Source organism: Bradyrhizobium sp. 139 (assembly GCF_023074175.1).
Taxonomy (GTDB): domain Bacteria; phylum Pseudomonadota; class Alphaproteobacteria; order Rhizobiales; family Xanthobacteraceae; genus Bradyrhizobium.
In genome coordinates this window covers 68,537-94,647 of sequence record NZ_JADPKS010000024.1, presented here as the reverse complement: position 1 = coordinate 94,647, position 26,111 = coordinate 68,537, and the positions used below count along the sequence as shown (strand labels likewise).

Here is a 26,111-nt window from a genome sequence, read left to right as displayed (position 1 = left end):
TATTGGTGTGATGGTCCGAGAGCGCCGCGATCCCGAACAACGTCCGTCTCCGGAGGCGCTGCTGGAAGCAGCGCGCCGGGAGGAGAGTGCGACCGGCAGGCTGAAGATCTTTGTCGGCGCCGCCCCCGGCGTCGGCAAGACCTACGAGATGCTGCAAAGCGCCCATGCCAAACGCAAGGCCGGCATCGACGTCGTGGTCGGCTTCGTCGAGACCCATGGCCGCGCTGAGACCGAGGCGCTGGTGCGTGAACTCGAAATGGTCCCGCGCAGGAGGATCGACTACCGCGGCCAGATCGTCGAGGAGATGGACCTCGATGCCGTGATCGCGCGGCGGCCGAAAATTGCACTGGTTGACGAGCTCGCCCACACCAACGCACCCGGCAGCCGCCATCCCAAGCGTTATCTCGACGTCGAGGAGCTGCTCTCCCATGGCATCGACGTCTATACCGCCGTCAACATCCAGCACATCGAGAGTCTGAACGACGTCGTCGCCCAGATCACTCATGTGCGGGTGCGCGAGACGGTGCCGGATTCGGTGTTTGACCGGGCGGATGCGATCGAACTGATCGACCTCACGCCCGACGATTTGATCCAGCGGCTGAGAGAAGGCAAGGTCTATGTCCCGAGGCAGGCCGAGCGGGCCCTTGACCACTATTTCTCGCCGGGCAATTTGACCGCATTGCGCGAGCTTGCGCTGCGACGAACGGCGGAGCGGGTCGACGAGCAGCTTCTCAATCACATGCAGGCGAACGCCATCGCCGGTCCCTGGGCCGCGGGCGAGCGCATTCTCGTCTGTGTCAGCGAGGATCCCCGCTCGGCCGGGCTCGTGCGCTATACAAAGCGGCTGGCCGACCGGCTGCATGCACCGTTCACCGCAGTTTCGATTGAGACGCGGCGATCGCTGCAATTGTCGGATGAGGAGCGCGATCGCGTTGCCGATACGCTGCGGCTCGCAGAGGCGCTTGGCGGCGAGGCGCTGACCATTCCGGCTGTCGGCCGGCGCATTGCCGACGACGTCATCAATTTCGCGCAAGGCAGCAACGTCACGCAGATCGTGATCGGCAAGTCGACCCGCTCGCGCTGGTTCGAGATGACACGCGGGTCGGTCGTGCACGATCTGGTGCGCCGTGCGGGGAACATCAGCGTACATGTCGTTCCTGGCGACGAACTCGCCGACCAGCCGGCGCCGAAGACGGCGGTGCAGACCGCAGCGCGATCGGACCCGTTCGATGCCCGGCCCTTTCTCAAGGCACTCGGGATCACCGCGCTTGGCCTTGCTGCTGCCGTAGCCATCAAGCCGTATTTTGGTATTGAGAACGTTGACCTGATGTTCCTGACCGCCGTGGTGACGGTCGCCGTGCGCTACGGATTGTGGCCGTCACTGCTCGCGAGTGTGGCGGCGTCACTTGCCTACAATTTCTTCTTCCTGCCGCCGGTCTATACGTTCACCATCACTGATCCGACCAATGTCGCGGCGTTCTTCTTCTTCATGCTGATTGCGTTCGTGGTGTCGAATGTCGCTGGGCGGGTGCGCACCCAGGCGGATACCGCGATCGGCCGCGTCCGGACGACCGAGCAGCTCTATGCTTTCAGCCGCAAGCTCGCCGGCACCGGTACGCTCGACGACGTGCTGTGGGCGACCGCCTATCAGATCGCGCTGATGCTGAAGGTCCGCGTGGTGCTGCTGCTGCCGGAGCAAGGCCCGCTCATGGTGAAGTCCGGCTATCCGCCCGAGGATGAGCTCGATCAGGCTGATCTTGCCGCCGCCAATTGGGCCTGGAGCAACGATCGTTCCGCGGGCCGCGGCTCGGACACGCTGCCGGGTGCCAAACGGTTGTTCCTGCCGATGCGCACCGGGCGTGGTCCGATCGGCGTCATCGGCATCGACGATGACCGCACCGGTCCGCTGCTGACCCCGGACCAGCGCCGGCTGCTCGATGCACTCGTCGACCAGGGCGCACTGGCCATCGAGCGCGTGCTGCTGGTCGAGGACGTGGATCGCGTCAAGCGCACCGTCGAATCCGAGCGGTTGCGCTCTGCGCTTTTGACCTCGATTTCGCATGATCTCAAGACACCGCTCGCCTCCGTGCTTGGCGCGGCCTCGACCATGCGCGATCTCGCCGGTGCGCTGTCCGACACCGAGAAGCGCGATTTGCTCGCCACCGTGATCGACGAGTCCGAGCGTCTCAACCGCTTTATCGCCAATCTGCTCGACATGACCAAGCTCGAATCCGGCGCCATCGTGCCCAACGCAGCGCTGCACGATCTCGGCGAGATCGTCGGCAGCGCGCTCCGGCGTGCGAGCAAGATCTTGACGGCCCACAAGGTGGAGCTGGTGCTGGCGGCCGATCTGCCGATGCTTCAGTTGGATGCCGTGCTGTTCGAGCAAGTGCTGTTCAATCTGCTCGACAATGCCGCAAAATATTCGCTGCCCGATACAACAATCTCGATCCGCAGCCAGCGCGAGGGGGATCATGTTGTGCTAGAGATCGCCGACCAGGGTGGTGGCATTCCGCCTGACGAGCTTGAGAGCGTGTTCGACAAGTTCTATCGCGTGCAGAAGGGCGACCATGTCCGTCCCGGCACCGGGCTGGGGCTCGCCATCTCCCGCGGCTTCGTCGAGGCGATGCGGGGCACGATTTCGGCCGCCAACCGCGGCGACCGGAGCGGCGCGATCCTCACCATCCGTCTGCCCATTCCGGCACAGACCCACGCATTGGATACCGCCGCATGAGCGCTGCCCCGATCAAGGTTCTGGTCATCGACGACGAGCCGCCGATCCGAAAATTGCTGAGAATGGGACTCTCGACACAAGGATATGAGATCCTGGAGGCGTCGAACGGAAAGACCGCGCTCGAGAAGCTCGCCGAAGAACCCGCGCTGATCATTCTCGATCTCGGCCTGCCAGACATCCAGGGCCACGAGTTGCTGCGCACCATCCGTGGCCGCAACGAGGGGGTGCCGCTCGTGGTGCTGTCGAGCCGCGGCGACGAGGCCGGCAAAGTGCAAGCGCTCGATCTTGGCGCCGACGATTATCTGACAAAGCCGTTCGGCATGGACGAGCTCTTGGCGCGCCTGCGCGCCGCGCTGCGCCACCAGCTCCAGGTTCAGGGCGAGCGTCCGGTGTTCCGCACCGGCGATCTCTCCGTTGATCTCGTGCGCCGCATCGTCAAGGTCGGCGAGCGTGAGATAAAACTGTCACCGAAAGAGTACGATCTTTTGCGCGTGCTGGTGCAGCACGCCGGCAAGGTGCTGACGCACCGGTTCCTGCTCAAGGAGCTCTGGGACGAGCTGACCGACGCACAATATCTGCGCGTCTATGTCCGCCAGCTCCGCCAGAAGATCGAAGCCGATCCGGAACGGCCGCAATATGTGCTGACCGAGACGGGGGTCGGGTACCGGTTGAAGGCGGGGGATTGAGCCGCGCCGTCATTCCGGGGCGCGCGTCAGCGCGAGCCCGGAATCCATTTCTCCACACATCACGCTTGCCGCGATAGATTCCGGGTTCGATGCTTCGCATCGCCCCGGAATGACAAGGCCAACTAGCCCGCCTTGCGACGCGCCGCCGTCGAGCGATGAGCCTTCTTCGCGGCTCGCTGCCGCCCGGTCGCGCGGCGCGGATGAGACTTCGCCGACGTCTTCCCACCGCGTCCCTTCAGGCTCTGCTTCAGCGCATCCATCAGGTTGACGACGTTGCTCGGCTGCTCCTCGCGCTCGGGAAGTTCGATCTTCTTGCCACTCGCTTTCCGCTTCACCAGCGACTTCAGCGCGTCCTCGTACTCATCCTTGAACTTGCTCGGATCGAAATGCGCGGCCTTGGCGTGCAGGATGTGCCCAGCGAGCTCGACCATGTCCTTGGTGATCTTCGGGCTCTTGATATCGTCGAAGAACTGGTCCTCGTCGCGCAGCTCGTAGGGATAGCGCAGCGTAGTGCCGAGCAGACCCTTGCCAAGGGGCTCGATCGCGATGATGTGCTCGCGATTGGTGAGCACGATCTTGGCGAGCGCGACGCGATCCTCATCCTTCATGGCGTCGCGGATCACGGCAAAGGCGTCGATCGCGGCCTTTCCTTCGGGCGCCATGTAATAGGGGTGGTTGAGGTAGCGTTGGTCGATCTCGTCGCTCGGCACGAAGCTCTCGATGTCGATGGTGTGGTTGCTCTCGATCTGGACTGCCTCGAGCTCCTCCGGCTCGATCTCGACATATTTGCCCTTGCGCAGTTCGTAGCCGCGTCCCTTCTGGTCGCTCTCGACCACGTCACCGGTCTCGGAGTCCACCATCTGCTGCTTGAGCCGGTTGCCGGTCTCGCGATTGATCATGTGAAACCGCGTCTTCTCGGCCGCGGTGGTCGCCGGATAAAGCACGACCGGACAACTGACCAGCGAGAGCCTTAACGTTCCCTTCCAATAGGCGCGCGGGGCCATTCCGTTCTCCAGCGGTTTCAAGGCATTTTGGAACCCAACCGCCCTATCGGGTTTTGGTTCCGGGTGGGACGTTTGCCGTGATAGGCTTCAACGCCGAAGAGAAATGCGGGACCGGTCGTGCTGCGAAAACTCTCCACCTATCGCCAGAAGCGTGATTTCGAGAAGACACCGGAGCCGTCGGGCAAGACGGCAGTGGCGCCCACGAAGCAGCGGCGCTTCGTGATCCAGAAGCACGATGCGACGCGGCTGCACTATGATCTTCGGCTCGAGTTCGATGGAGTGTTCAAGTCGTGGGCGGTGACCAAGGGACCCTCGCTCGATCCGCATGACAAGCGGCTGGCGGTCGAGGTCGAGGACCATCCGCTCGACTATGGCGATTTCGAAGGCACGATTCCGGAAGGGCAGTATGGCGGCGGCACGGTCATGCTCTGGGACCGCGGCACCTGGGAGTCCGACGATCCCGAGCGCGGCTTCAAGAAAGGCGATCTGAAGTTCACGCTGCACGGCGACAAGCTGAATGGAAGCTGGGTGCTCGTGCGCATGCGCAACGACCGCGCCGGCGGCAAGCGCACCAACTGGCTCTTGATCAAGCATCGCGACGAATATGTCCGCGAGGGTGCGGACAACGACATTCTCGACGAGGACAAGTCGGTGGCCTCCGGCCGCGCGATGGATCAGATCGCCGAAGGCAAGGGGCGCGCACCAAAACCGTTCATGCTGGGGAAGGGAGCCAAGGCCGACGCGGTGTGGCAGTCCAATCGTGTCGAGGAGCCAAAAGGGCGCACGGTCAGGCCGGCGCCCGGCGCGGCGTTGAAGCGGGGGAAGGGGACAAAAAAGAAGGCAGCGACCGCGACAGACGCGAAAAAAGTCTCGGAGATGCCGGACTTCGTCGCGCCGCAGCTCTGCACCTCGGTCGAGCGGCCGCCGGCGGCCAATGGCTGGTGTCACGAGATCAAGTTTGACGGCTATCGCGTCCAGCTCCGCGTCGAGGACGGCGAGGCGACGCTGAAGACGCGCAAGGGCCTCGACTGGACCGACAAGTTCGCGGCGATCGTGAAGGAGGCGCGCGAGCTTGCCGACGTCATGGTTGACGGCGAGATCGTTGCGCTCGATCACAACGGAGCGCCGAATTTCTCCTCGCTCCAGGCCGCGCTGTCGGACGGCAGGACCGAGGACCTGATCTTCTTTGCCTTCGACCTCCTGTTCGCCGAGGGCCTCGATTGCCGGCGCCTGTCGCTCGGCGAGCGCAAGGAACGGCTCAAGGAACTCCTGGAAGCACGCAAGAAGAAATCGGGCCAGATCCGCTATGTCGAGCATTTCGAGAGCGGCGGCGATGCCGTGCTGCGATCGGCCTGCAAGCTCGAGCTCGAAGGCGTGGTGTCGAAGAAGCTGGATGCGCCCTATCGCTCCGGCCGCACCGAGAGCTGGACCAAGGCAAAATGCCGTGCCGGCCATGAGGTCGTGATCGGCGGCTACAAGACCACCAACGGCAAATTCCGTTCGCTGATGGCCGGCGTGCACCGCGGCGATCATCTCGCCTTCGTCGGCATGGTCGGCACCGGCTTCGGCGCGGACAAGGTCAAGCGCATCATGCCGTCCCTGAAAGCCAGGGAGGCCAAGGACAATCCCTTCGGCGGCAAGAATGCACCGAAGAAGACGCGTGACATGCACTGGCTCAGGCCGGATCTCGTCGCCGAAATCGAGTTCGCCGGCTTCACCGCCGACGGCAATATCCGCCAGGCCGCCTTCAAAGGGCTGCGGCAGGACAAGCCGGCCGAGGAGGTCGAGGCGGAAACACCTGCCGACACCGAGCTCGCTGAGCCCTCGACCGGGCGGCAGGCCAAGCCGCGCTCGAAAGCAACGACCGGCGCACGAACGGCCCAGGCCGGCGGCGGTGCCGAAGTGATGGGTGTCGTCATCTCCAAGCCGGACAAGGAGCTCTGGCCGGACGACGGCAATGGCGATCCCGTTACCAAGCTGGATCTCGCGCGCTATCTCGAAGCCGTCGGCGAATGGATGATCGTGCACCTCAAGGGCCGGCCGTGCTCGCTGATCCGCGCCCCTGACGGCATCAAGGGTGAATGCTTCTTCCAGCGCCACGCCATGCAGGGCACGTCGAACCTTCTGGAACTCGCGCGGGTCTCAGGCGACCGCAAGCCCTACCTGCAGATCGATCGAATCGAGGGGCTTGCCGCGGTCGCGCAAATCGGCGGCGTCGAGCTGCATCCCTGGAATTGCGCGCCCGACGCGTATGACACGCCGGGCCGGCTGGTGTTCGATCTCGATCCCGCGCCGGATGTTGAGTTCGCCGATGTCGTGGAAGCAGCCAAGGAGATGCGGCAGCGCCTCACCGGCGTCGGCATGGAGAGCTTTTGCAAGACCACCGGCGGCAAGGGCCTGCACGTGGTGGTGCCGCTGCTCCACGGCGCGCGCGACAGGGTGAGCTGGAAGGAAGCCAAGGCGTTCGCGCAAGGCGTTTGCCAGTGGATGGCCGACGACGATCCCGAGCGCTATCTGCTCAACATGTCGAAGAAGCTGCGCAACGGAAAGATCTTCCTGGATTATCTGCGCAACGACCGCATGTCGACGGCGGTAGCCCCGCTGTCGCCTCGCGCGCGCGATGGCGCGACCGTGTCGATGCCCCTGACCTGGGCGCAGGTGAAGGGTGATCTCGATCCGAAGCGGTACACGATGCGGACTGTGCCCGGCCTGCTGACGCGATCGAAGGCGTGGGAGGGTTATGACGATGCCGCCGTGTCAATCAAGGCGGCGATCAAAAAGCTGGCGGGGAAAATGAAATAGGGTGGGTTCTTAGTCGAAGGCGCAACCCACCAGTTCCGTTTCTGCGGAACGAAAGAGGTGGGTTACGCCGAGCGGACTGCGCTTGGCGCCGCCGCAACCGCTAACCCACCTACGTTCGTGCCTCGGCTAGATCCGTCCCAGCAATAGCAGGATCAGCAGGATGACGATGACGAGGCCGAGGCCGCCGCCGCCGTAATAGCCGGTGCCGTAGAACGGACCGCCGCCGATGCCGCTGAAGCCACCGAGCAGGGCAATGACCAGAATGATCAAAATGATCGTACCGATAGACATGCGAATCTCCTCCGCCCTCTGTTGGAAGGGTTGTTGCATCCTCCCCGATGTGGAAGGCAACTTGCCGCAGATTTTAAAGTTCCCCCGCGGAAACACGGCGAACAGGCCGGGTTGCATGGAACCTTTGCCTGTCCGGCCGGCATGACTATGTGAGCATCAATCATCACGGGGCAGGGCCATGTCGGCACCGCTTGTCGTTTCCATTCCGCATCGTCTCGGCCGCGAGGAGGCGGTGCGCCGGCTCAAGACCGGGCTCGGCCGCGCCGCAACCAGCATTCCTGTGCTGCAGGTCGAGGAGGCGCACTGGACCGGCGACAGCATGAATTTCCGCATCCGCGCGCTTGGGCAGATCGCTAGCGGCCAGATCGAGGTCGCCGACGACCACGTCCGGGTCGAGGTGGTGCTGCCGTGGCTGTTGCAGCGTTTTGCCGAGATGGCGCAGGCGACCATCCGCAAGCGCGGGCAGGTTCTGCTCACCAAGGACGAGGGAAAATAGGCGTCAGGCGCGCACACGTGGCCGTGCGGACTTCACAGTGCTTTCGGCGCGCGCCTCAATGACGGCAGCGGGAAAATCGCGGAAGGCCTGCGCGAGCGGCAGTTCATTGGCCGAAAGTCCCGGCGCCGCATAGCCTGTGATATCGACAGTCGCGTCGAATTCTTCAAGCACCGGCCATTCCCGCCCCGCTTGCGTGAATGGCGCGAACAGGCGCCCGACCACGACGATTGCCGCGCTGCGGCCACGGCGGCGGGCGAAGGCGATGACATGGTCGGCGTGGGCGCCGCGCACCTCCAGCGGCTGGTAATCGCCCTGCATGAAGACGTCTGCGAGTTCGTTGCGAAGCTTGAGGAGGTGCCGCGTCCAGGCCAGCTTGAGCTGGCCGTCCGGCCAGGTCTTGATCAGACCGCGCCAGTCCGGAGTTTCCAGCAAGGCGAGCGCCGCCTGCCGCGCGGCAAAATCCACGGAGCGGCGGTTGTCGGGATCGACCAGCGACATGTCCCAGAATTCAGTGCCTTGGTAGAAATCAGGCACGCCAGGCAGTGTCGCCTTGAGCGTGAGCTGGCTCAGCGAATTCAAGGCGCCGAGCAGCGCGACGCGGCGCGCCAGGGTTTGCAGCGCCTCCAGGAACTCGCCGGATTGCGCGGGGTCGAGGATTTTCTCGATGAAACTGTTGATGCCGTTCTCGTACGCCTCGTGCGGATTGAGCCAGCTGGTCTCCTCCTTGCCCTCGCGCGCAGCCTTCAGCGCATAGGCCTGGATGCGCTCGACGAAGTCGGCATCCGCCGGCCCCTGGAGCGGCCAGGCGCCGAGCAGGGTCTGGTAGAGCATGTATTCGACCGTTGCGGACGGCGCGCGCAGATCGGCCTGGAGCGCGAGGTGGGGCGCATTCAGCACCTTCCAGCGCGAAACCGCGCTGGTCCACTCGCCGGGAATCTGGCTGAGTGACGCGATCCGCGCACGGGCATCCTCGCCGCGCTTGGTGTCGTGGGTCGCGGTTGCCGTCATCCCTTGCGGCCATTCTTTGGCGCGCGCGCGCATGGCCTCGTGGAAGGCAGGTATCGTGAGGCCGGTGCTCGCGGGATCGCCGCCGACCTCGTTCAGGGCGAGCAGCCGGTGGAATTGATAGAACGCGGTGTCCTCCAGCGACTTCGCCGTCATCGGTCCCGTGAACTGCTGCACCTTCAACGCGAAGCGGCGCACCCGCGGCGCACTGTGCGGGGGACGACCGGGCTTGAGCAGGTCCATGGTCAGCGCGTCGCGCAGGAAGGCGAAAATGCCTTCGTCCGCGGCGAACCAGTCCGAGCGGGCGCGTTCGATGGTGCCGTCGATCAGCTTGCGGTCGAGGGCAGTCGGGCCACTATGCGTCAGGTAGGTGCGATAGACCGGGAAGTGCAGCACATAGAGTTCGAGCGCCTGCCGCAGGCTGTCGGCGGAAAAGTCGCGGGTCGAGTAGTGGCCGTTGGCAATGCGCGCGAGCAGACGGCTCAGCACGATGAATTCGCTGGTCAGCAGGGTCTCGAGCACGCGCCGCCTGGCGTCCTTGACGTAAGGTGCTAGCTGCGGCGGCCGGTTGCTGATCTGCCGCCAGATCTCGTTCAGCGCCTCCAGCCCTTTCGCGTCGACCAGAACCTGGGTGATGACGTTCATCCACTCATAGCCCGTGGTGCCCTGCACGCCGGCAAGATGCGGCAGGCGCTCGTGCTCGCATAGGATTTTTTCGACCACGGTATAGAACGGTTTTGTGTTGCCTTGCGCGTCGCGCACCAGCCGGCGCAGCCGCTGGCAATATTGGGCGGGATCGCGCAGGCCGTCGATGTGATCGAGGCGGATGCCTTGCAGCTTGCCGTCCGCAATGAGCTGCTTCACCAGCCGGTGCGTGGCGGCGAACGTGCCGGGATCCTCGACGCGCAGCCCCGCAAGCCCATTGACGTCGAAGAAGCGGCGATAATTGATGTCGCTGGAGGCAAGCCGCCAGTGCCCGAGCTTGTAGTGCTGGCGCTCCAGCAGATGATGCAGCGCCAGCGTCTGCGCCGGACGATCCTTGGCGGAACGATAGGCGGCGAGGCCGCGTACGATGATGTCGGCGCTGCCTGCGATATCCTTGAGCTCCGCTTTGAAGCCGGGCGCTTGCTTGCGGTTAGGGCGGCGCAATCCGGTGTAGCGCGCCGCGAGCGCGAGCAGGCGCTTGCCGGCCTCCGTCTCGGCGGCGTCCGCTTCCTTCACGATCATGCGCAGCATTTCGCCATAGCGCTCCGGCGCGATCGGCAGGCGATGCTCGAAATACCAGGCGGAAAAACTGCCTTCGTCGGGATCGTAGTGCAGCTCGATCTCGCCGCGCTCCAGCGCCTCGCCATAGGGCGAGCCGAGGATCGGCAGCAGCACGCCGCCGCGGGCGCGGTAGGCCAGTTGATCCCAGTCGATGTCGAAGGAAACCGCATGCGGCGAGGCCTGCCCCCATTCCAGCACATCCAGCCACCAGGGATTGTCGGCGAAGTGCACGCCGACATGGTTCGGAACGAAATCGATGATGAGGCCGAGGTCGTGCTGCTTGAGGGCGTCGCTCAGCCGGGCAAAGCCGGCCTCGCCGCCGAGCTCGGGACTGAGCTGGCTGTGATCGACGGTGTCGTAACCGTGGGTCGAGCCCTTGCGCGCCTTCATCACCGGCGAGGCGTAGAGATGCGTGATGCCCAGCGCCTTGAGATAGGGAATAATCGTTGAGGCCTTGTCGAAGTCGAAATCCGCGGTGAGCTGAAGCCGATAGGTCGCAAGCGGAATGGCAGGAGGCATGCTAACCTCCGAGATGCCAGATCACTGACCAGGGCGGGAGCCGATCGCCGTTGATAGCGCCCCAGATAGGCGTGCCCGTAGCATCGCCGGGACGTGCGATGTCCTTGTCCGAGAGATTGGCGGTCAGGCGTAACGTCGTGCCATCGCCCATGCGCCAATGCGCGGTGAGCAGGCCGCTATCGGCCGCCGCGGCATCGCCGAACTTCGCATTCTTCAGCCGCGGCGCGATCGCCTTGTGGCGGAGTGCGAGCAGGTCCCGCACCCGGGCGAGCCGCGTGTCCTGCTCCGGCGTGTGGCCGGTCCAATCCAGAACGGCCGATTGCAGCGTTGCGGGATCGAGCGGGTCGGGCACTTCGTCGCCATATTTCTCGTAAGCCCAGGCATATTCCTGCTTGCGACCCTCGCGCACGGCGTCGGCAAGGCCACCCTGGAAATCGCAGAAGAACGGGAAGGGCACCGTCGAGCCCCATTCCTCGCCCTGAAACAGCATCGGCACCATCGGTGCGAGCAGTGTCACCGCGAGCGCGGCTTCGATCTGCTGCGGCGATGCCAGGCTCTCGAGCCGATCACCCAGTGGGCGATTGCCGATCTGGTCGTGGTTTTGCAGGAAGTTGACGAAGGTGGCCGGCGGCAGCTCACCGCTCGCCTCGCCGCGCGGCTTCTTGCCCCAGAATTCCGAGATCTCGCCCTGATAGACGAAGCCCGACGCGAGCGCGCGCGCAAGATCCATGCGCGGCGTCTGGTAGTCGGCGTAGTAGCCGGCGAGCTCGCCCGTCAGCATCACGTGCCAGACGTGGTGATAGTCGTCGTTCCACTGCCCGCGATATTTGCCGTTGGGCGGATCCTGGCCGGCATCGAGCAGGCTGGCGCGGTTGTCGCCGTTCTCCAGCACGAGATGGATGTGCCGCCCCGTGGCCTTGGCGAGCTCGCCGGCGGCGACACTGAGGTCCTGCAACATCGACTGCTCGCCCGGGATCGCCATGATGTGATTGGCGGCATCGAGTCTCAGGCCGTCGAAGCGGTAGTCGCTGAGCCAGGACAGTGCGTTCTCGACCGCGAACGCACGCACCTGCGGCACGCGATAGTCGATTGCGCTGCCCCAGGGCGTGTGCGCATCGGTGAAGAAGGTTGGCGCGTAGCGGCCGAGGTAATTTCCTTCCGGTCCGAAATGATTGTAGACGACGTCGAGGAACACCATCAGCCCGCGCAGATGCGCCTCGTCGATCAGCGCCTTCAGGTCCTCGGGCCGGCCATAGGCGCTGTCGGGCGCGTACCACAGCACGCCGTCATAGCCCCAGCCGCGGCGGCCCGCGAAATCGGCCAGCGGCATCAATTCCAGCGCAGTGATGCCGGTTGCGACGAGATGATCGAGCTTGTCGATCATGGCGCGGCAGGTGCCCTCAGGCGTGAAGGTGCCGACATGGGTCTCGATCAGCACCGTCTCTTCCCAGGGACGTCCGCGCCAATCGCGCGCGCGCCATGCGAAGGCATCATGATCGACCACTTCGCTCGGGCCAGAAACGTCTTCTGGCTGGAAGGCGGATGCAGGATCGGGCACGTCGATCTCGTCGTCGATCCTGAATTTGTAGGGACTGCCGACGCTCAAGCCGGCAATCTCGGCGACATACCAGCCATCCTGCCGGCGCTGCATCGCGTGCCTCCCGTCGAGCAGGAGATCGATACGGCGAGCACCGGGCGCCCACAGCCGGAACGACACGCCGTCCTTGGTCGGCCTCGCCCCGAAGGATGGCCTCATAGCGCCCCCGCGAAGGCGAGCACGGAGCGCGGCGACGCCTTGCTGTCGCTTCCAGGCAGGAAATCAACGCTGTTCAGCTTGGCATCGGTGGTGTTCAGGATCTGCTGCCAGCTCTTGTATTCGGTCATTTTGGGCAATTTGAATGCGATTTCTTCGGGGGCGGCGTTCAGTACGATAAAGATCGCGGCGCTGCCGGGTTCCATCGGCCCCATCACATAAGAGAGGAACCGCCCTTCCGGGAATTTCCAGTCGCTCTCCGTCATCTCGTCGCCGGCGGGCGTCAGCCACAGCGCGCCGTAGGAGATGCCGTCCTTGGGGCGGCCGTCGAGCCAGCGATGGCTGCGAAGCTGCGAGAACCTGCGGCGGATGTCGGCGAGCCCGGCGACGAAATCGACCATGTCGTCGCCGTCCTTGCCGAGATTGTCCCAGCCGACCCAGCCGACCTCGTTGTCCTGGCAATAGGCGTTGTTGTTGCCGGACTGCGAATTGCCAACCTCGTCGCCGGCGAGGATCAGCGGAATGCCCTGCGCCAGCATCAGGCAGGCCAGCACGTTCCTGCGAAGCTGCCGTCGCAGCCCGAGAATGTTCGGATCGTCGGTCGGACCCTCGACACCGCAATTGTTGCTGTGGTTGTCGCTGGAGCCGTCGCGGTTGTCCTCGCCATTGGCCTCGTTGTGCTTTTCGTTGTAGCTGAAGAGGTCGGCGAGTGTGAAGCCGTCATGCACGGTGATGTGGTTGATGCTGGCGCGCGGCCGTCGTCCATCATGGTTGAACAGGTCGGATGAGGCCGTCATGCGGCTGGAGATGTCGCCGATCAGGCTGCCTTCGCCGCTCCAGTAGCGGCGCATGGCGCTGCGATATCGATCGTTCCACTCCGACCATTGTGAAGGGAATGCGCCGACCTGGTAGCCGCCGAGCCCGAGATCCCAGGGTTCGGCGACGAGCTTGACCGTCGCCAGCACCGGGTCCTGCCGGATCGCCGTCAGGAACGAGATGCCGCGATCATAACCGTTCGGCCCGCGCGCGAGCGTGGTGGCGAGATCGAAGCGGAAGCCGTCGACATGGCAGACCTCGACCCAATAGCGCAGCGAATCCATCACCATCTGGAGCACGCGCGGATGGGTGAGGTTTACCGACGAGCCGCAGCCGGTGAAGTCGTCGTAATAGCGCGGGTTCTCGCGGTTCAACCAGTAATAGGAGGCATTGTCGATGCCGCGATAGCACAGGCTCGGACCGAGGTGATTGCCTTCGGCGGTGTGGTTGTAGACGACGTCGAGCATCACCTCGATGCCGGCATCGTGCAGGCGCGCGACCGTGGTGCGGAAGGAATCGAGCGCATTGTCCTGGGCGTAGCGCTGCTCCGGCGCGAAGAACGACAGCGTGTTGTAGCCCCAGTAATTGACAAGCTTCTTCTCGACAAGAATGCGGTCGTCGATGAAGCTGTGGATCGGCAGGAGCTCTATCGTGGTGACGCCGAGCTTCTTCAAATGCTCGATCATTGCGGGCGACGACAGTCCGCCATAGGTGCCGCGCAGGTTCGGCGGCACGTCCCCTCGCTTCTGCGTCAAGCCTTTTACATGGGCCTCGTAGATGATGGTGTCTTCCCAGGCGATGTGGGGGCGGATCTCGCGGCGGCCCCAGTTGAAGGTCTCGTCGACGACGACCGCCTTGGGCATGCCGCGGGCATTGTCGCGCCGGTCGAAGGAGAGGTCCTCGCGCGGCGAGCCGGTGCGATAGGCGAAATGCGCATCGCTCCAGACCAGCCGTCCGGCGAGCCGTTTGGCGTAGGGGTCGAGCAGCAGCTTGTTGGCGTTGAAGCGGTGGCCGTGCTCGGGCTCGTAGGGGCCGTGCACCCGGTAGCCGTAGAGCTGGCCCGGTGAGACGTCGTTGAGATAGCCGTGCCAGACGTCCTCGGTGCGCTCCGGCAATTCGATGCGTTCGAGCTCGCGGCGGCCTTGGCTGTCGAACAGGCACAGTTCGATCCTCTCGGCATTGGCGGAGAACAGCGCGAAATTGGTGCCGCGTCCGTCCCAGCTTGCGCCGAGGCGTGCGGGCGATCCGGCAGTCAGGCGCATCGGTCAGCTTTCCGGAACGAGGAAGATCGCGGCGAGCGGCGGAATGGTGAGGCGAAGCTCGGGGATCTTGCCGTCAACCGCATGAACCTCGCCGATGTTCCCGACATTGGTGCCGCCATAGTGGGCGGAGTCGGAATTGAACACCTCTTTCCACTTGCCGGCAAAAGGTACGGGGACGCGATAGTTGCGATAGACGTTGGGTGAGAAGTTGATGATCACGAGACACCGCGCATGCTCGTCAAATCCCTTGCGCAGCCAGGCGAACACGTTGCGGTTGGCGTCATCCGTGATCAGCCATTCGAAGCCGGCCTGTTCGCAATCCATCTGGTGCAGCGCCGGCACCGCGCGATAGAGCCGGTTGAGGTCGCGGATCAGTGCCTGGATGCCGGAATGATACTTGTATTCGAGCAGGTGCCAGTCGAGCGACTGGTCGTGATTCCATTCGCGGCTCTGTGCGATCTCCGCGCCCATGAACAGCAGCTTCTTGCCGGGATGGCCGAACATGAAGCTGTAATAGGCGCGCAAATTCGCAAAGCGCTGCCATTCGTCGCCGGGCATGCGGCCGAGGATCGAACGCTTGCCGTGCACGACTTCGTCGTGCGACAGCGGCAGGATGAAATTCTCCGAGAAAGCATAATGCAGGCCGAACAGGATCTCGCCGTGATGATGCTTGCGGTGGATCGGATCCTTGCTGATGTAGTTCAGCGTGTCGTGCATCCAGCCCATGTTCCACTTGTAGCCGAAGCCGAGCCCGCCGAATTCGACCGGGCGTGAGACCTGCGGCCATGCCGTGGATTCCTCGGCCGCCGTGGTCGCCTGCGGGAAGCGCGCGAACAGTTCGGTGTTGAAGCGGCGCAGGAACGCGATCGCCTCGATGTTCTCCCGGCCGCCATACTGGTTCGGAATCCAAGCGCCGGGCGGGCGGCTATAGTCGAGATAGAGCATGGACGCGACCGCATCGACGCGCAGGCCGTCGATCGCGTAACGCTCGAGCCAGAACAGCGCGTTCGACACCAAAAAGTTCGTCACTTCAGTGCGGCCGTAATTGTAGATCAGCGTGCCCCAGTCGAGGTGGCGGCCCTGGAGCGGATTGGCATGCTCATAAAACGAGGTGCCGTCAAAGCTGCCGAGCCCGTGCGGATCGTCGGGGAAGTGGCCGGGCACCCAGTCGAGCAGCACGCCGACGCCCTCGCGATGGCAGGCATCGACCAGCGCGGCAAAATCCTCCGGCGTGCCGAAGCGGCTGGTCGGTGCATAGAGGCCGGTCGGCTGATAGCCCCAGGAGCCGTCGAACGGATGCTCGCTGACGGGCAGGAATTCGAGATGGGTGAAACCCATGTCGCGGGCATAGGCCGGCAGCTGTTCGGCCAGTTCGCGATAGGTGAGCCATTCGTCGCCGTTCTTGCGCCGCCACGAACCGAGATGGACCTCGTAGATCGACATCGGCGCGGACAGCGCGTTGATGCCGTCCGGCGCCGGGCGCGGCCGCGGCAGATGCGCCTCGTCGAACACGATGGAAGCCGTCTTCGGCCGCACCTCGCTCGCAAATGCCATGGGATCGGACTTCAGAGGCAATTGATGGCCGCGCGGCCCGATGATATCGAACTTGTAGTGATCGCCGCTCTTGGCGTGCGGGATGAACAGCTCCCAATAGCCGGCACCGCGCACCCGCATGGGATGGCGCCGCGCGTCCCAGAAATTGAAATCGCCGACCACGGACACGCGCCGCGCATTCGGCGCCAGCACGACGAAGCCGACGCCCTCGATGCCTTCGAGCCGCATCGGGTGCGCGCCGAGCTTGTCGTAGAGGCGCTGGTGGGTGCCTTCGCCGAGCAGATAGAGATCGAAATCGGTCAGGATCGGCGGGAAGCGATAGGCGTCCTCGAACTCGACGACTTTGTCGCCGAACTTGGCGCGCAGCTGGTAGTGCTTCGAGCCGTTCGGCAGGGCGCCGATGAACAGGCCTGAATCGTGGACGCGATCGAGCTTCGCCACCTCGCCATGGTCGCCCACCACCTCGACATTGGCGGCCTCGGGGAGGAACGCGCGCACCACGCTCTTGCCGCCCTCGGGATGCAAGCCGAGATAATGAAAGGGGTCGGAGTGGCGGCCCTCGATGATCGCGTAGGCCTCGGCTGGCAGTTTAGGCATGGGCTTCGCTCTCGGCACTGGACAACATGCGAAGCAGTCCGGCCAGCGGCGCATGGAGCCCCTCAGGCCGGTGGGACAGCTCGTACTCTACCTCGTCGAACGCTTGATCAAGCAGGAAAAACCTTAACAGGCCTTCCGCGGATTGCCGATCTTCCGGCCACAGCCGGCGATCGGTCATGGCTTCGCGGTAGGCCGCAAGGAATGTCGCGGCGGCGCGTTCGCGCCATTCGTCGAGTGCGGTCGCAAGCCGGTCCTGTTCGTCGGATGCGCCTGTGAGCGCGCGGTTAATCGCAGCGTTAACCGAAAGATCAATCGAGCGGATCAGGCCAGCGACGTCGCGTGCAGCCGGCGCCTTGCGCCGCTTGCCGGCCAGCGGCAGACGCGGATCGCCGTCGAAGTCGATGATGAAGATATCGTCCTTCACGATCAGAATTTGCCCGAGGCGGAAGTCGCCATGATGACGGATGTTCAACCCGCCGATGTCGGATGGCAAGAGCGCGTTGAAACGATCGGGCAGGGTCGCTCGCACCGCGGCGAGCTGGTCGACCAAAGGCCGATCGGCCTCGCGCAGGCCGTCGCGGCTGTCAGAAAGCCGTTCGAAGATGCGCTCGGCCCGTGCCTTGAGCTCGGATGCCCAGCGCTTGACGTGTGCGGGGCCGATCGGCTCCGGCGCGAGATCGTCGGGCTTTGCGGCGGCGAGAGCCACATGCAGTTCGGCAAGCCGCCGTCCGATCTGCGCCATGAAGTGCAGATATGGCGCCTGCTCCTGGGTTTCGCGGGGCATCTCGCCCGGTGGCAGCACACGCTGCTCGTCGATATAGCGGTCGAGATAACCCGTGGTGACGGCCCAGAGGTCGCCCTGGTTCTCGACATAGGCGTGCAGCACACCGAGAGCGCTGCGGCTATCGCCCTCGACCAGCTCGACGCTGCCGAGCAACGCCGGCGTATTGGCAAAGTGCGCGACGTCGGTGAGATAGGAGCCGATCTCGATCTCGGGATTGATGCCGCCTTCGAGCCGGCGATAGATCTTGGCGACATATTGATTGTCGACCAGCGCCGTGCTGTTCGACTGCTCGATCGCGCGGATGCGTTCGGGCTCCTTGATGGTGTAATCGGCGAACCGGCTGGTGGCCTTGAACTCCAGCCGCAGATTGTTCTCTTCCACCACCAGGTTCTGCGACAAATTGCGCAGGAACAGCCCGATGAAGATCTGCTCTGTCGCCACATCCAGCAGCGTGCCTTCGCGCGCGCCCTGGCGCACGGCGGCGAGCGCCCTCGGGTTGAAGCGTTCGCGGTCGAAGCGCACCCACTCGATCTGCATCGGCAGCACGTAGCGCGCCGTGGCATCCTGTTGCGCCGCTTCGAAGAACGCGATCCAGGGCCGGTTATCGCCGATGTCACAGAACGGCACCGCCGAGGTTAGCGTCGGCTTGATGCGCTTGGGGTTGTGCTCCGGATACCAGCGCGTGCGCGACAGGAATCCCGGCAGAACGTCATGCTCGAACACGCCCCGCTCGCGGGCCAGCGACACCCAGGTCGAATTGACCGGCACCACCAGCGTCTCGAATTCCGGCACCGCACGCGGCGTCACCGGCTCGGACTTGTTGCGCTCCGTGAGCTGGAACCAGTAGAAGCCGTAGGGCCCGAGCGTGATCATGTAGGGCAGTTCGCCGATCGCCGGAAAACGCGTGCGGCCGAGCATCTCCTGCGGGATACGGTCCTTCCATGGCGACAGGTCGAGCTCCGTCGCCTGCGCAGCGCGCGACAGGTTGGCGACGCAGAGGATCACCTCGTCGCCGTACTGCCGGACATAGGCCAGCACGGCGCGGTTGGCCGGACGGATGAAGGTCATGGTGCCGCGGCCGAAAGCGAGCGTCGACTTGCGCACCGAGATCAGGCGCTTGGTCGCGCTGAGCAGCGAGGACAGGCTGCGTGACTGCGCCTCCACGTTCACCGATTCGTAGCCGTAGACGGGATCCATGATCAGCGGCGCATAGAGGCGGGCCGGGTCGCAGCGGGAGAAGCCGCCATTGCGGTCCGGGCTCCATTGCATCGGCGTGCGCACGCCGTTGCGGTCGCCGAGATAAATGTTGTCGCCCATGCCGATCTCGTCGCCGTAGTAGACGATCGGGGTGCCGGGGAAGGACAGCAGCAGCGAGTTCATCAGCTCGATCTTGCGGCGGTCATTGTCCATCAGCGGCGCGAGGCGCCGGCGGATGCCGACATTGATGCGGGCGCGGGGATCGTTGGCGTAGGTGGTCCAGAGATAGTCGCGCTCGACGTCGGTGACCATCTCCAGCGTCAGCTCGTCATGGTTGCGCAGGAACAGCGCCCATTGGCAGTTCGCGGGAATGTCCGGCGTCTGGCGCAGGATGTCGGTGATCGGGAAGCGGTCCTCCTGCGCGATCGCCATGTAGATGCGCGGCATCAGTGGGAAGTGGTAGGCCATGTGGCACTCGTCGCCACGGCCGAAATATTCCTGCACGTCCTCCGGCCATTGATTGGCCTCGGCCAGCAGCAGCTTTCCCTTGGAGTAGGCGTCGAGCTCCTTGCGCAGGCGTTTGATGATCGCATGCGTCTCCGGGAGGTTCTCGTTCGAGGTGCCCTCGCGCTCGCAGAGATAGGGAATGGCATCGAGCCGGAAGCCGTCGACGCCGGCATCGAGCCAGCGCTTCATCACCTGGATCAGAGCGCTGACAACGCGCGGATTGTCGAAATTGAGATCCGGCTGGTGCGAGAAGAAGCGATGCCAGTAAAACGCGCCGGCCTCGGGATCCCAGGTCCAGTTGGATTTCTCCGTGTCGGTGAAGATGATCCGCGTGCCTTGGTATTTCTGGTCGGTGTCGCTCCAGACGTACCAGTTGCGGGCGCTCGAGCCGGGGTGGCTGCGGCGTGCGCGCTTGAACCAATTGTGCTGGTCGGAGGTATGGTTGACGACAAGCTCGGTGATCACCCGCAGGCCGCGGCGCTTCGCTTCCTGGATGAAGCGCTTGAAGTCCTTCATCGTCCCGAAATCGGGATTGACCGAGCCGTAATCGGCGATGTCGTAGCCGTCGTCGCGCCCGGGCGACGGATAGAACGGCAGCAGCCACAGCGCGGTGACGCCGAGCTCCTGGAGATAAGGCAGCTTCTCGGTCAGCCCGGCGAAGTCGCCGACGCCGTCTTGATTGCTGTCGGCAAACGCCTTGACGTGGAGCTGGTAGATGATGGCGTCCTTGTACCAGAGCTCGTCCACGATCTCGGCAACCTCGGCTTTCTTGGCGTCGACGGAAGACAAAACATTCATGGCGTGCGCCTTTACGCCAGGCAGCGGAACAGCAGCGCCGGATCGCGGTCGGGATCGATACGCAATCTGATCCCGCCCCATTCGACGCGGGACTGTTCGCCTGTGAGGATATTTTCGAGTGCGGTGACGTGGCGGCGCGCGCCGCCGGCGTCGATGGTGAGGTCGCCGAGCGGCAGCCAGAATTCGCGCACACGGCGCGAGAGGGCGATGACCGCGACGACGGTATTGGCCGGATCAGCCGCCTCCTTGGCAAAAGCGATCGTCTCGCCATCCTCGATGCCGAGGAAGCGCAAGTTCTGCGTTTGCCGAAGTGCGGCGTTATCATTGCGGATGCGATTGAGCGCAGCGATGTAGGGCTTGATGTTGCCGGGCCGATCCCAGTCGCGCTGCCTGATCTGGTATTTCTCGGAATCCAGATATTCTTCGCGGCCGGGGATCGCGTCGTGCTCCAGCAGCTCGAATCCGCTGTAGATGCCGTAACTGCCAGACAGCATCGCGGCCAGCGCGACTCGCGACTTGAACGCCCAGGGCTCGCCGCCCTGGAGATGATACGGCAGCAGGTCGGGCGTGCTCACGAACAGGTTCGCCCGATAGAAGTCCCGCCCGGGATATCGGGTCAGCTCGTCCAGATATTGCTCCAGCTCCCACTTCGCCGTGCGCCAGGGGAAATAGGTGAAGGACTGCGCAAAGCCGAGCTTGGCGAGGCCCTTCATCAGCTTTGGCCGCGCAAAAGTCTTGGAGAACAGGATTACCTCGGGATGGCGGCGGCGGATATCGCCGATCAGCCAGTCCCAGAACGGAAGCGGCGCGGTGTCGTGATTGTCGATGGCGAAGATGGTGACGCCATGGTCGATCCAGAACAGCATGGCATCGCGAAACGCGTTCCACAGCCCGGCCCTGTCGACGGAGGCGAAATCGGGAATGACGATGTCCGAATAGGGGCCATCCGCCGTCCGCACCGAGCGGTCCGGCCGCCACTTGAACCATTCCGGATGCTGCGTCAGCCAGGGATGATCCGGCGAGCATTGCACGGCGAAGTCGAGTGCGAGCTCGAGGCCGTATTCGAGGCAGGTCGCGACCAGCGCGCGGAAATCCTCGATCGTGCCGAGCTCAGGATGCAGCGCATCGTGCCCGCCCTTGGCAGTGCCGATCGCATAGGGCGAGCCGGGATCGCCTTCGGTCGCCACCGGCGTATTGTTTCGGCCCTTGCGGCGGGTGTGGCCGATCGGGTGGATGGGCGTGAAGTAAAGCACGTCAAAGCCCATCGCGGCGATGTCGGGCACGCGCGCGATGCAGTCACGGAGCGTGCCGTGCCGGCCGGGAATCTGGCTCTGGCTGCGCGGCATCATCTGATACCAGGCGCCAAAGCGCGCCTTGTCGCGGTCGACGATCAACGGGAAGTTCTGCGAGCGGGTCAGGTCGGGCCGCGACTGGCTTTCAGCCATGGCCGCGCCGAGTTCGGCTGCAAGCAGCGAGCCGACATCGCCGGTCTGAAGATAATCCTCGCATTGCTTCACGATGACCGCCGCAGCGTCCTGCCGCGCGCCATGCGCCTTGGTCAGGAGGCCGGCGCCCTCGATCGCATCGAGGCTGATGTCCGCACCGGCGCGCTGCTTGCGTGCGACCCCGTGCGACCAGGTGGCGAATTCATCGGTCCAGGCTTCGATCGCGTAGACATATTGGCCGGGCTCGAGGATTGTGAACGCGCCGGACCACCGGTCATTGCCTTGATGGATCATCGGCTCGCTCCGCCATTCCCGGTCCTGCTCGCGGCGCCAGATCAGCGCTGCTCCGATCACTGCATCGCCGTCGCGATAGATGTCGGCCCAGACCTCGATCCGTTCGCCCGCGATCCGCTTCACGGCGAAGCGGCCGCCGTCGATCAAGGGATAGACGTCCTCGATCAGGAAAGCGCTGCCGGCTGCGGCACTCTCGACAGTTTGAATTGTCTTGTTCACGGTGATGCCATTGACAAGAAAGCAGGAGCCCGTTTCCCTTGTCGGGAACCTACGCTTGATACCTATATAGAAAGCCGGTTGTGTGGCATTAGTTCCCTTGGGAACGGCCAGCCCGGGTTGCGAGTTAAGTCTGACTAACGTCTTCCACCGCCTCGTAAAAATCGATGCCCCCGACGACAGGGTGGCCTGCAAGCCGCGTGCCGAATGGATCTTTTAGCTCAAGCCCGGATCAAGGGCGTCCAGTCTGAATTCGTAGACGCCCTCGGAAAGCTGCGGGTCACCGATCCCGTGGCCCTCAAATCCATCCTCGATGCGCTGCCGGAGAAGCGGGTCTATCGCTTCGTCAGCGGGCCGGTCGTGGTGCGCGCCTTGGGAAAGCCGCGGACCGAACTGGCGGCCATTGGCGCTGCGCCGCTGCAATGGAAAATCACCGGAAAAGGCAAGGTGATCGCACAAGGCGAGACGCGCGAGCCCGTGATCGCGTGGCCTGCGGGCCTGCCGCTCGGTTATCACCGGTTGACACTGACCGATGCCAAAGGCGTGACTGAAGAAGTGCCGATGATCGTGGCGCCCGAACGTGCCTTCGGCGGCGATTTCGACCGCGGCTGGCTGCTTGCCGTGCAGCTCTACAGCGTCCGCTCGGACCGCAATTGGGGCATCGGCGATTTCACCGATCTTGCCGGCCTCGTCCGGCTCGCCAGGCAGTTAGGGGCCGACGGCGTCGGGCTCAACCCGCTGCACGTCCTGTTCGACAATCAGCCGGCCGATTGCAGCCCCTATTCGCCGAACAGCCGGCTGTTTCTCAACCCGCTCTACATCGACGTCGAGGCGATCCCGGAATTTTCCCCCGACCTCGTCCCCGATGCGGCCGCGACCGCCGCGCGGCTGCGTGAAGGCGATCGTGTGCCTTATGCGGACATGGCGGCGTTGAAATGGCTGGGCCTGCGCGCCGCCTTCAGCAGTTTCTTGACCAGCGCGAGCGAAGCGCGCCGCAAGGAATTTGACGCATTCCGTGCCGCGCGCGCGCCGCTATTGTCCCGCTTTGCCTGCTTCGAGGTGCTGCGGCATCGCTTCACCGGACCATGGTGGGAGTGGCCGCAAGAATGGCAGCAGCCGGATGAAGCCAAATGCGCCGAGCTCCGCAACGGTTCCGTCAAGCGCGACGTCGAGTTCGTCGAATTCGCGCAGTGGACGGCAGATTCGCAATTGCATGCGGCCAAGGAACTTGCCGGCCAGCTTGGCATGCGCGTCGGCCTCTATCTCGATGTCGCCGTCGGTGTGCAGTCCAACGGCTTCGACGCCTGGAACGAGCAGATGGCGATATCGCGCCATCTCGCCGTCGGCGCGCCGCCTGATGTGCTCAACACCGTCGGACAGGACTGGGGCCTTGCCGGCTTCAATGCCGGTGGCCTGGAGGCCCAATCCTTCGTGCCGTTCGCCGACATGCTGGCTGCCTCGATGCGCCATGCCGGCGCCATCCGGCTTGATCATGTGCTGGGCTTGAAGCGGCTCTATCTCGTGCCGCGCGGATTCAAACCGGACAACGGCGCCTATGTGCAGATGCCGTTCGAAGCGCTGCTCGGCGCAGTGGTGCGCGAGAGCGCGGCGCACAAATGCATCGTGATCGGCGAGGATCTCGGCACCGTGCCGGAAGGTTTTCGCGAGACCATGCAGGATTTCGGCATCTGGTCCTATCTCGTCATGATGTTCGAGCGCGACGATGCCGGCCATTTCCGCAATACCGATCATTACCGGCCCAATGCGCTGGTCACGCTGAACACGCATGATCTGTGCACCTATGCAGGCTGGCGCTCCTTCAGCGACCTCAGGATGAAGCTCTCGCTCGGGCTCGATCCCGGCGAGGACGACCAGGCGCGCTGGGATGCGCTCGGCAGGCTCGACGAGATCCTGCACCAGAACGGCATCAACGCCAACGATCTCTATTCGGTGCTCGCCTTCCTGTCGCGGACGCCGTCGCGGCTGCTGGCGGTGTCGCTGGAGGATCTGCTCGGCGTGATCGACCAGCCCAACATTCCCGGCACCATCGACGAGCATCCGAACTGGCGCCAGCGCCTGCCGGTGGCGCTCGACAGGATCGCCGCCAGGGTCGATCTCGCGGCTTTGAAGGCCGCGACGCGGGAACGTTCGTTGACCGGCGAGAGTTGATCACCCCGGGGATTCGACTTCCCAAGGTTCGAACGACATTGTCTCAGAGGATCGAGGACTATGCGCTGATCGGCGATTGCGAGACCGCGGCGCTGGTCGGGCGCAACGGCTCGATCGACTGGCTGTGCTGGCCGGCCTTCGATTCCGATGCCTGCTTCGCCGCGATCCTCGGCACGCACAAGAACGGCCGCTGGCTGATCGCACCGAGCGAGGACGTCACCGGTATCTCGCGCCGCTATCTCGGCAACACCCTCATCCTCGAAACGCGCTTCGAGACCAAGAGCGGCGCCGTTGCGCTCATCGACTTCATGCCGCCGCGCGGCAAGGCCTCCGACGTCGTGCGGCTGGTCCGCGGTGTGAGCGGCGCGGTGAAGATGCGGATGGAGCTCGTCATTCGCTTCGGCTTCGGCGTTGACATTCCCTGGGTGCGACGCATCGACCATTCGCTGCTGGCGGTCGCCGGCCAGGACATGACGGTGCTGCGCACGCCGGCGGAGACCCGCGGCGAGGATCTGACCACGGTCTCCGATTTCGAAGTGAAGGCCGGTGAGGCCGTACCCTTCGTGCTGACCTACGGCCCCTCGCATCTCGAACTGCCGGCGCCGATCGACCCGGAGATTGCGCTTCAGGAGACCGAGAAATTCTGGCAACACTGGTGCAGCAATTGCACCCGCGACGGCGATTATCACGATCTGATCGTGCGCTCGCTGATTACGCTGAAGGCGCTGACCTTCGGCCCGACCGGCGGCATCGTCGCGGCGCCCACCACCTCGTTGCCGGAAAAGCTCGGCGGGATGCGGAATTGGGATTACCGCTTCTGCTGGCTGCGCGATGCCACCTTCACGCTGCTGGCGCTGATGAACTCGGGTTATACCGAGGAAGCATCGGCCTGGCACAATTGGCTGCTGCGCGCGGCGGCAGGCTCGCCGTCGAACATGCAGATCATGTACGGCATCTGGGGCCAGCGGCGTCTGCTGGAATGGGAGGCGGGCTGGCTGGGCGGTTATGAGGGCGCGCAGCCGGTGCGCGTCGGCAATGCCGCGCATGCGCAGCTCCAGCTCGATGTCTACGGCGAACTGATCGACGCCTTCCACCAGTCGCGCACGGCCAAGCTCAAGCTCGACGACGAGGCGACCTGGGCGCTGGAATGCGCCGTGCTCAACCATCTCGCCGAGGTTTGGGACGAGCCCGATCACGGCATCTGGGAGCGGCGCGGGCAACCCAGGCACTACGTCTTCTCCAAGGTCATGACCTGGGTCGCGTTCGACCGCGGCATCAAGAGCGCCGAGACCTTCGGCTTCAAGGCGCCGCTGCTGCACTGGCGCACGTTGCGCGAAGCCATTCATCGCGATGTCTGCAACAGGGGATTTGACGCGGGGGAGAATGCCTTCGTCGAGTCCTACGGCTCGAAACTGCTCGATGCCAGCGTGCTGCTGCTGCCCGCGGTCGGATTCCTGCCCGCGGAAGATCCGCGCATCCGCGGCACCATCGCAGCCATCGAGAAATGCCTGATGCGCGACGGTTTCGTGCTGCGGCACGATCCGCGCGAGATGCCTGCGCGGCAACCTCCGCTCGAAGGCGCGTTCCTGGCATGCAGCCTGTGGCTGGCCGATGCCCATGTGCTGTCGGGCGATCTCGATAAGGCGCAGGCCTTGTTCGATCGCGTGGTGGGCGTTGCGAACGACGTGGGACTATTGGCTGAAGAATATGATTCAGACGCCCGGCGCCAGACCGGGAATTTCCCCCAGGCGTTGACCCACATCGCGCTGATCAACACCGCGCACAATCTCTCCGCGGCAAGACAGCAGAGCGAGAAGCCGGCTGTGCAGCGGTCGAAATAGTGCTCGATGGATATTGACTGATACAGCAAGGCGCGGCGGGTGCTTCACCTCTCCCCGCCGGGGAGAGGTGAACAC

The 26,111-nt window shown here is 64.3% G+C and carries 14 protein-coding genes; 6 read left to right on the top strand and 8 right to left on the bottom strand.

The genetic code is table 11. From position 1 onward, the window contains the following. The first annotated feature begins 10 nt into the window (after positions 1 to 10). Entirely contained in the window at positions 11 to 2,734 is a 2,724-nt protein-coding gene (locus IVA80_RS06760) for a sensor histidine kinase KdpD (RefSeq protein ID WP_247427021.1), read from the top strand. Further along, on the top strand, positions 2,731 to 3,420 hold the full coding sequence (locus tag IVA80_RS06755) for a response regulator transcription factor (protein ID WP_247427018.1): 690 nt from the start codon (positions 2,731 to 2,733) through the stop codon (positions 3,418 to 3,420). Before IVA80_RS06760 ends, IVA80_RS06755 begins: the two co-directional genes overlap by 4 nt. A gap of 122 nt (positions 3,421 to 3,542) precedes the next feature. Here IVA80_RS06755 and IVA80_RS06750 read toward each other — a convergent pair whose 3' ends face one another. Then, complete coding sequence (locus tag IVA80_RS06750; RefSeq protein WP_247427015.1) at positions 3,543 to 4,424, bottom strand: Ku protein; 882 nt, start codon at positions 4,422 to 4,424, stop codon at positions 3,543 to 3,545. Between the two features lie 117 nt (positions 4,425 to 4,541). On the opposite strand from IVA80_RS06750, the gene ligD reads away from it, so the two are divergent. Continuing rightward, positions 4,542 to 7,226: a DNA ligase D gene (ligD, locus tag IVA80_RS06745; protein WP_247427012.1), complete on the top strand. Its 2,685-nt coding sequence runs from the start codon at positions 4,542 to 4,544 to the stop codon at positions 7,224 to 7,226. 126 nt (positions 7,227 to 7,352) lie between these two features. Here ligD and IVA80_RS06740 read toward each other — a convergent pair whose 3' ends face one another. Further along, positions 7,353 to 7,517, bottom strand: coding sequence for a DUF3309 family protein (locus IVA80_RS06740; RefSeq protein ID WP_007595743.1), 165 nt, complete (start codon positions 7,515 to 7,517; stop codon positions 7,353 to 7,355). Positions 7,518 to 7,695: 178 nt separating this feature from the next. Between IVA80_RS06740 and IVA80_RS06735 the strand changes: the two genes are divergently transcribed. Next, complete coding sequence (locus tag IVA80_RS06735; RefSeq protein WP_247427009.1) at positions 7,696 to 8,013, top strand: polyhydroxyalkanoic acid system family protein; 318 nt, start codon at positions 7,696 to 7,698, stop codon at positions 8,011 to 8,013. A gap of 3 nt (positions 8,014 to 8,016) precedes the next feature. Here IVA80_RS06735 and treY read toward each other — a convergent pair whose 3' ends face one another. The 6 genes from treY to IVA80_RS06705 are packed head-to-tail and all read right to left on the bottom strand — an operon-like array spanning position 8,017 to position 22,029. Next, complete coding sequence (gene treY, locus IVA80_RS06730; RefSeq protein WP_247427007.1) at positions 8,017 to 10,803, bottom strand: malto-oligosyltrehalose synthase; 2,787 nt, start codon at positions 10,801 to 10,803, stop codon at positions 8,017 to 8,019. 1 nt (position 10,804) lies between these two features. After that, on the bottom strand, positions 10,805 to 12,559 hold the full coding sequence (gene treZ / locus IVA80_RS06725; protein WP_247427003.1) for a malto-oligosyltrehalose trehalohydrolase: 1,755 nt from the start codon (positions 12,557 to 12,559) through the stop codon (positions 10,805 to 10,807). Continuing rightward, positions 12,556 to 14,634: a glycogen debranching protein GlgX gene (gene glgX, locus IVA80_RS06720; RefSeq protein ID WP_247427000.1), complete on the bottom strand. Its 2,079-nt coding sequence runs from the start codon at positions 14,632 to 14,634 to the stop codon at positions 12,556 to 12,558. The genes treZ and glgX overlap by 4 nt, the downstream gene beginning before the upstream one ends. Before the next feature lie 3 nt (positions 14,635 to 14,637). After that, a complete protein-coding gene (gene glgB / locus IVA80_RS06715; protein WP_247426998.1) occupies positions 14,638 to 16,785 on the bottom strand; it encodes a 1,4-alpha-glucan branching protein GlgB in 2,148 nt (715 codons plus the stop codon). Continuing rightward, positions 16,778 to 20,071 (bottom strand): maltose alpha-D-glucosyltransferase, encoded by a 3,294-nt coding sequence (treS, locus tag IVA80_RS06710; RefSeq protein ID WP_247426994.1) that lies wholly within the window; start codon positions 20,069 to 20,071, stop codon positions 16,778 to 16,780. The genes glgB and treS overlap by 8 nt, the downstream gene beginning before the upstream one ends. An 11-nt stretch (positions 20,072 to 20,082) precedes the next feature. Then, the gene (locus IVA80_RS06705; RefSeq protein ID WP_247426991.1) at positions 20,083 to 22,029 is read right to left on the bottom strand and encodes a maltotransferase domain-containing protein; all 1,947 of its coding nucleotides are present in this window, start codon (positions 22,027 to 22,029) and stop codon (positions 20,083 to 20,085) included. Between the two features lie 204 nt (positions 22,030 to 22,233). On the opposite strand from IVA80_RS06705, the gene malQ reads away from it, so the two are divergent. Together malQ and IVA80_RS06695 are read left to right on the top strand one after the other, a co-directional pair. After that, positions 22,234 to 24,195, top strand: coding sequence for a 4-alpha-glucanotransferase (gene malQ / locus IVA80_RS06700; RefSeq protein ID WP_247426988.1), 1,962 nt, complete (start codon positions 22,234 to 22,236; stop codon positions 24,193 to 24,195). 38 nt (positions 24,196 to 24,233) lie between these two features. Further along, a complete protein-coding gene (locus IVA80_RS06695; protein WP_247426985.1) occupies positions 24,234 to 26,036 on the top strand; it encodes a glycoside hydrolase family 15 protein in 1,803 nt (600 codons plus the stop codon). The last annotated feature ends 75 nt before the right edge of the window (positions 26,037 to 26,111 follow it).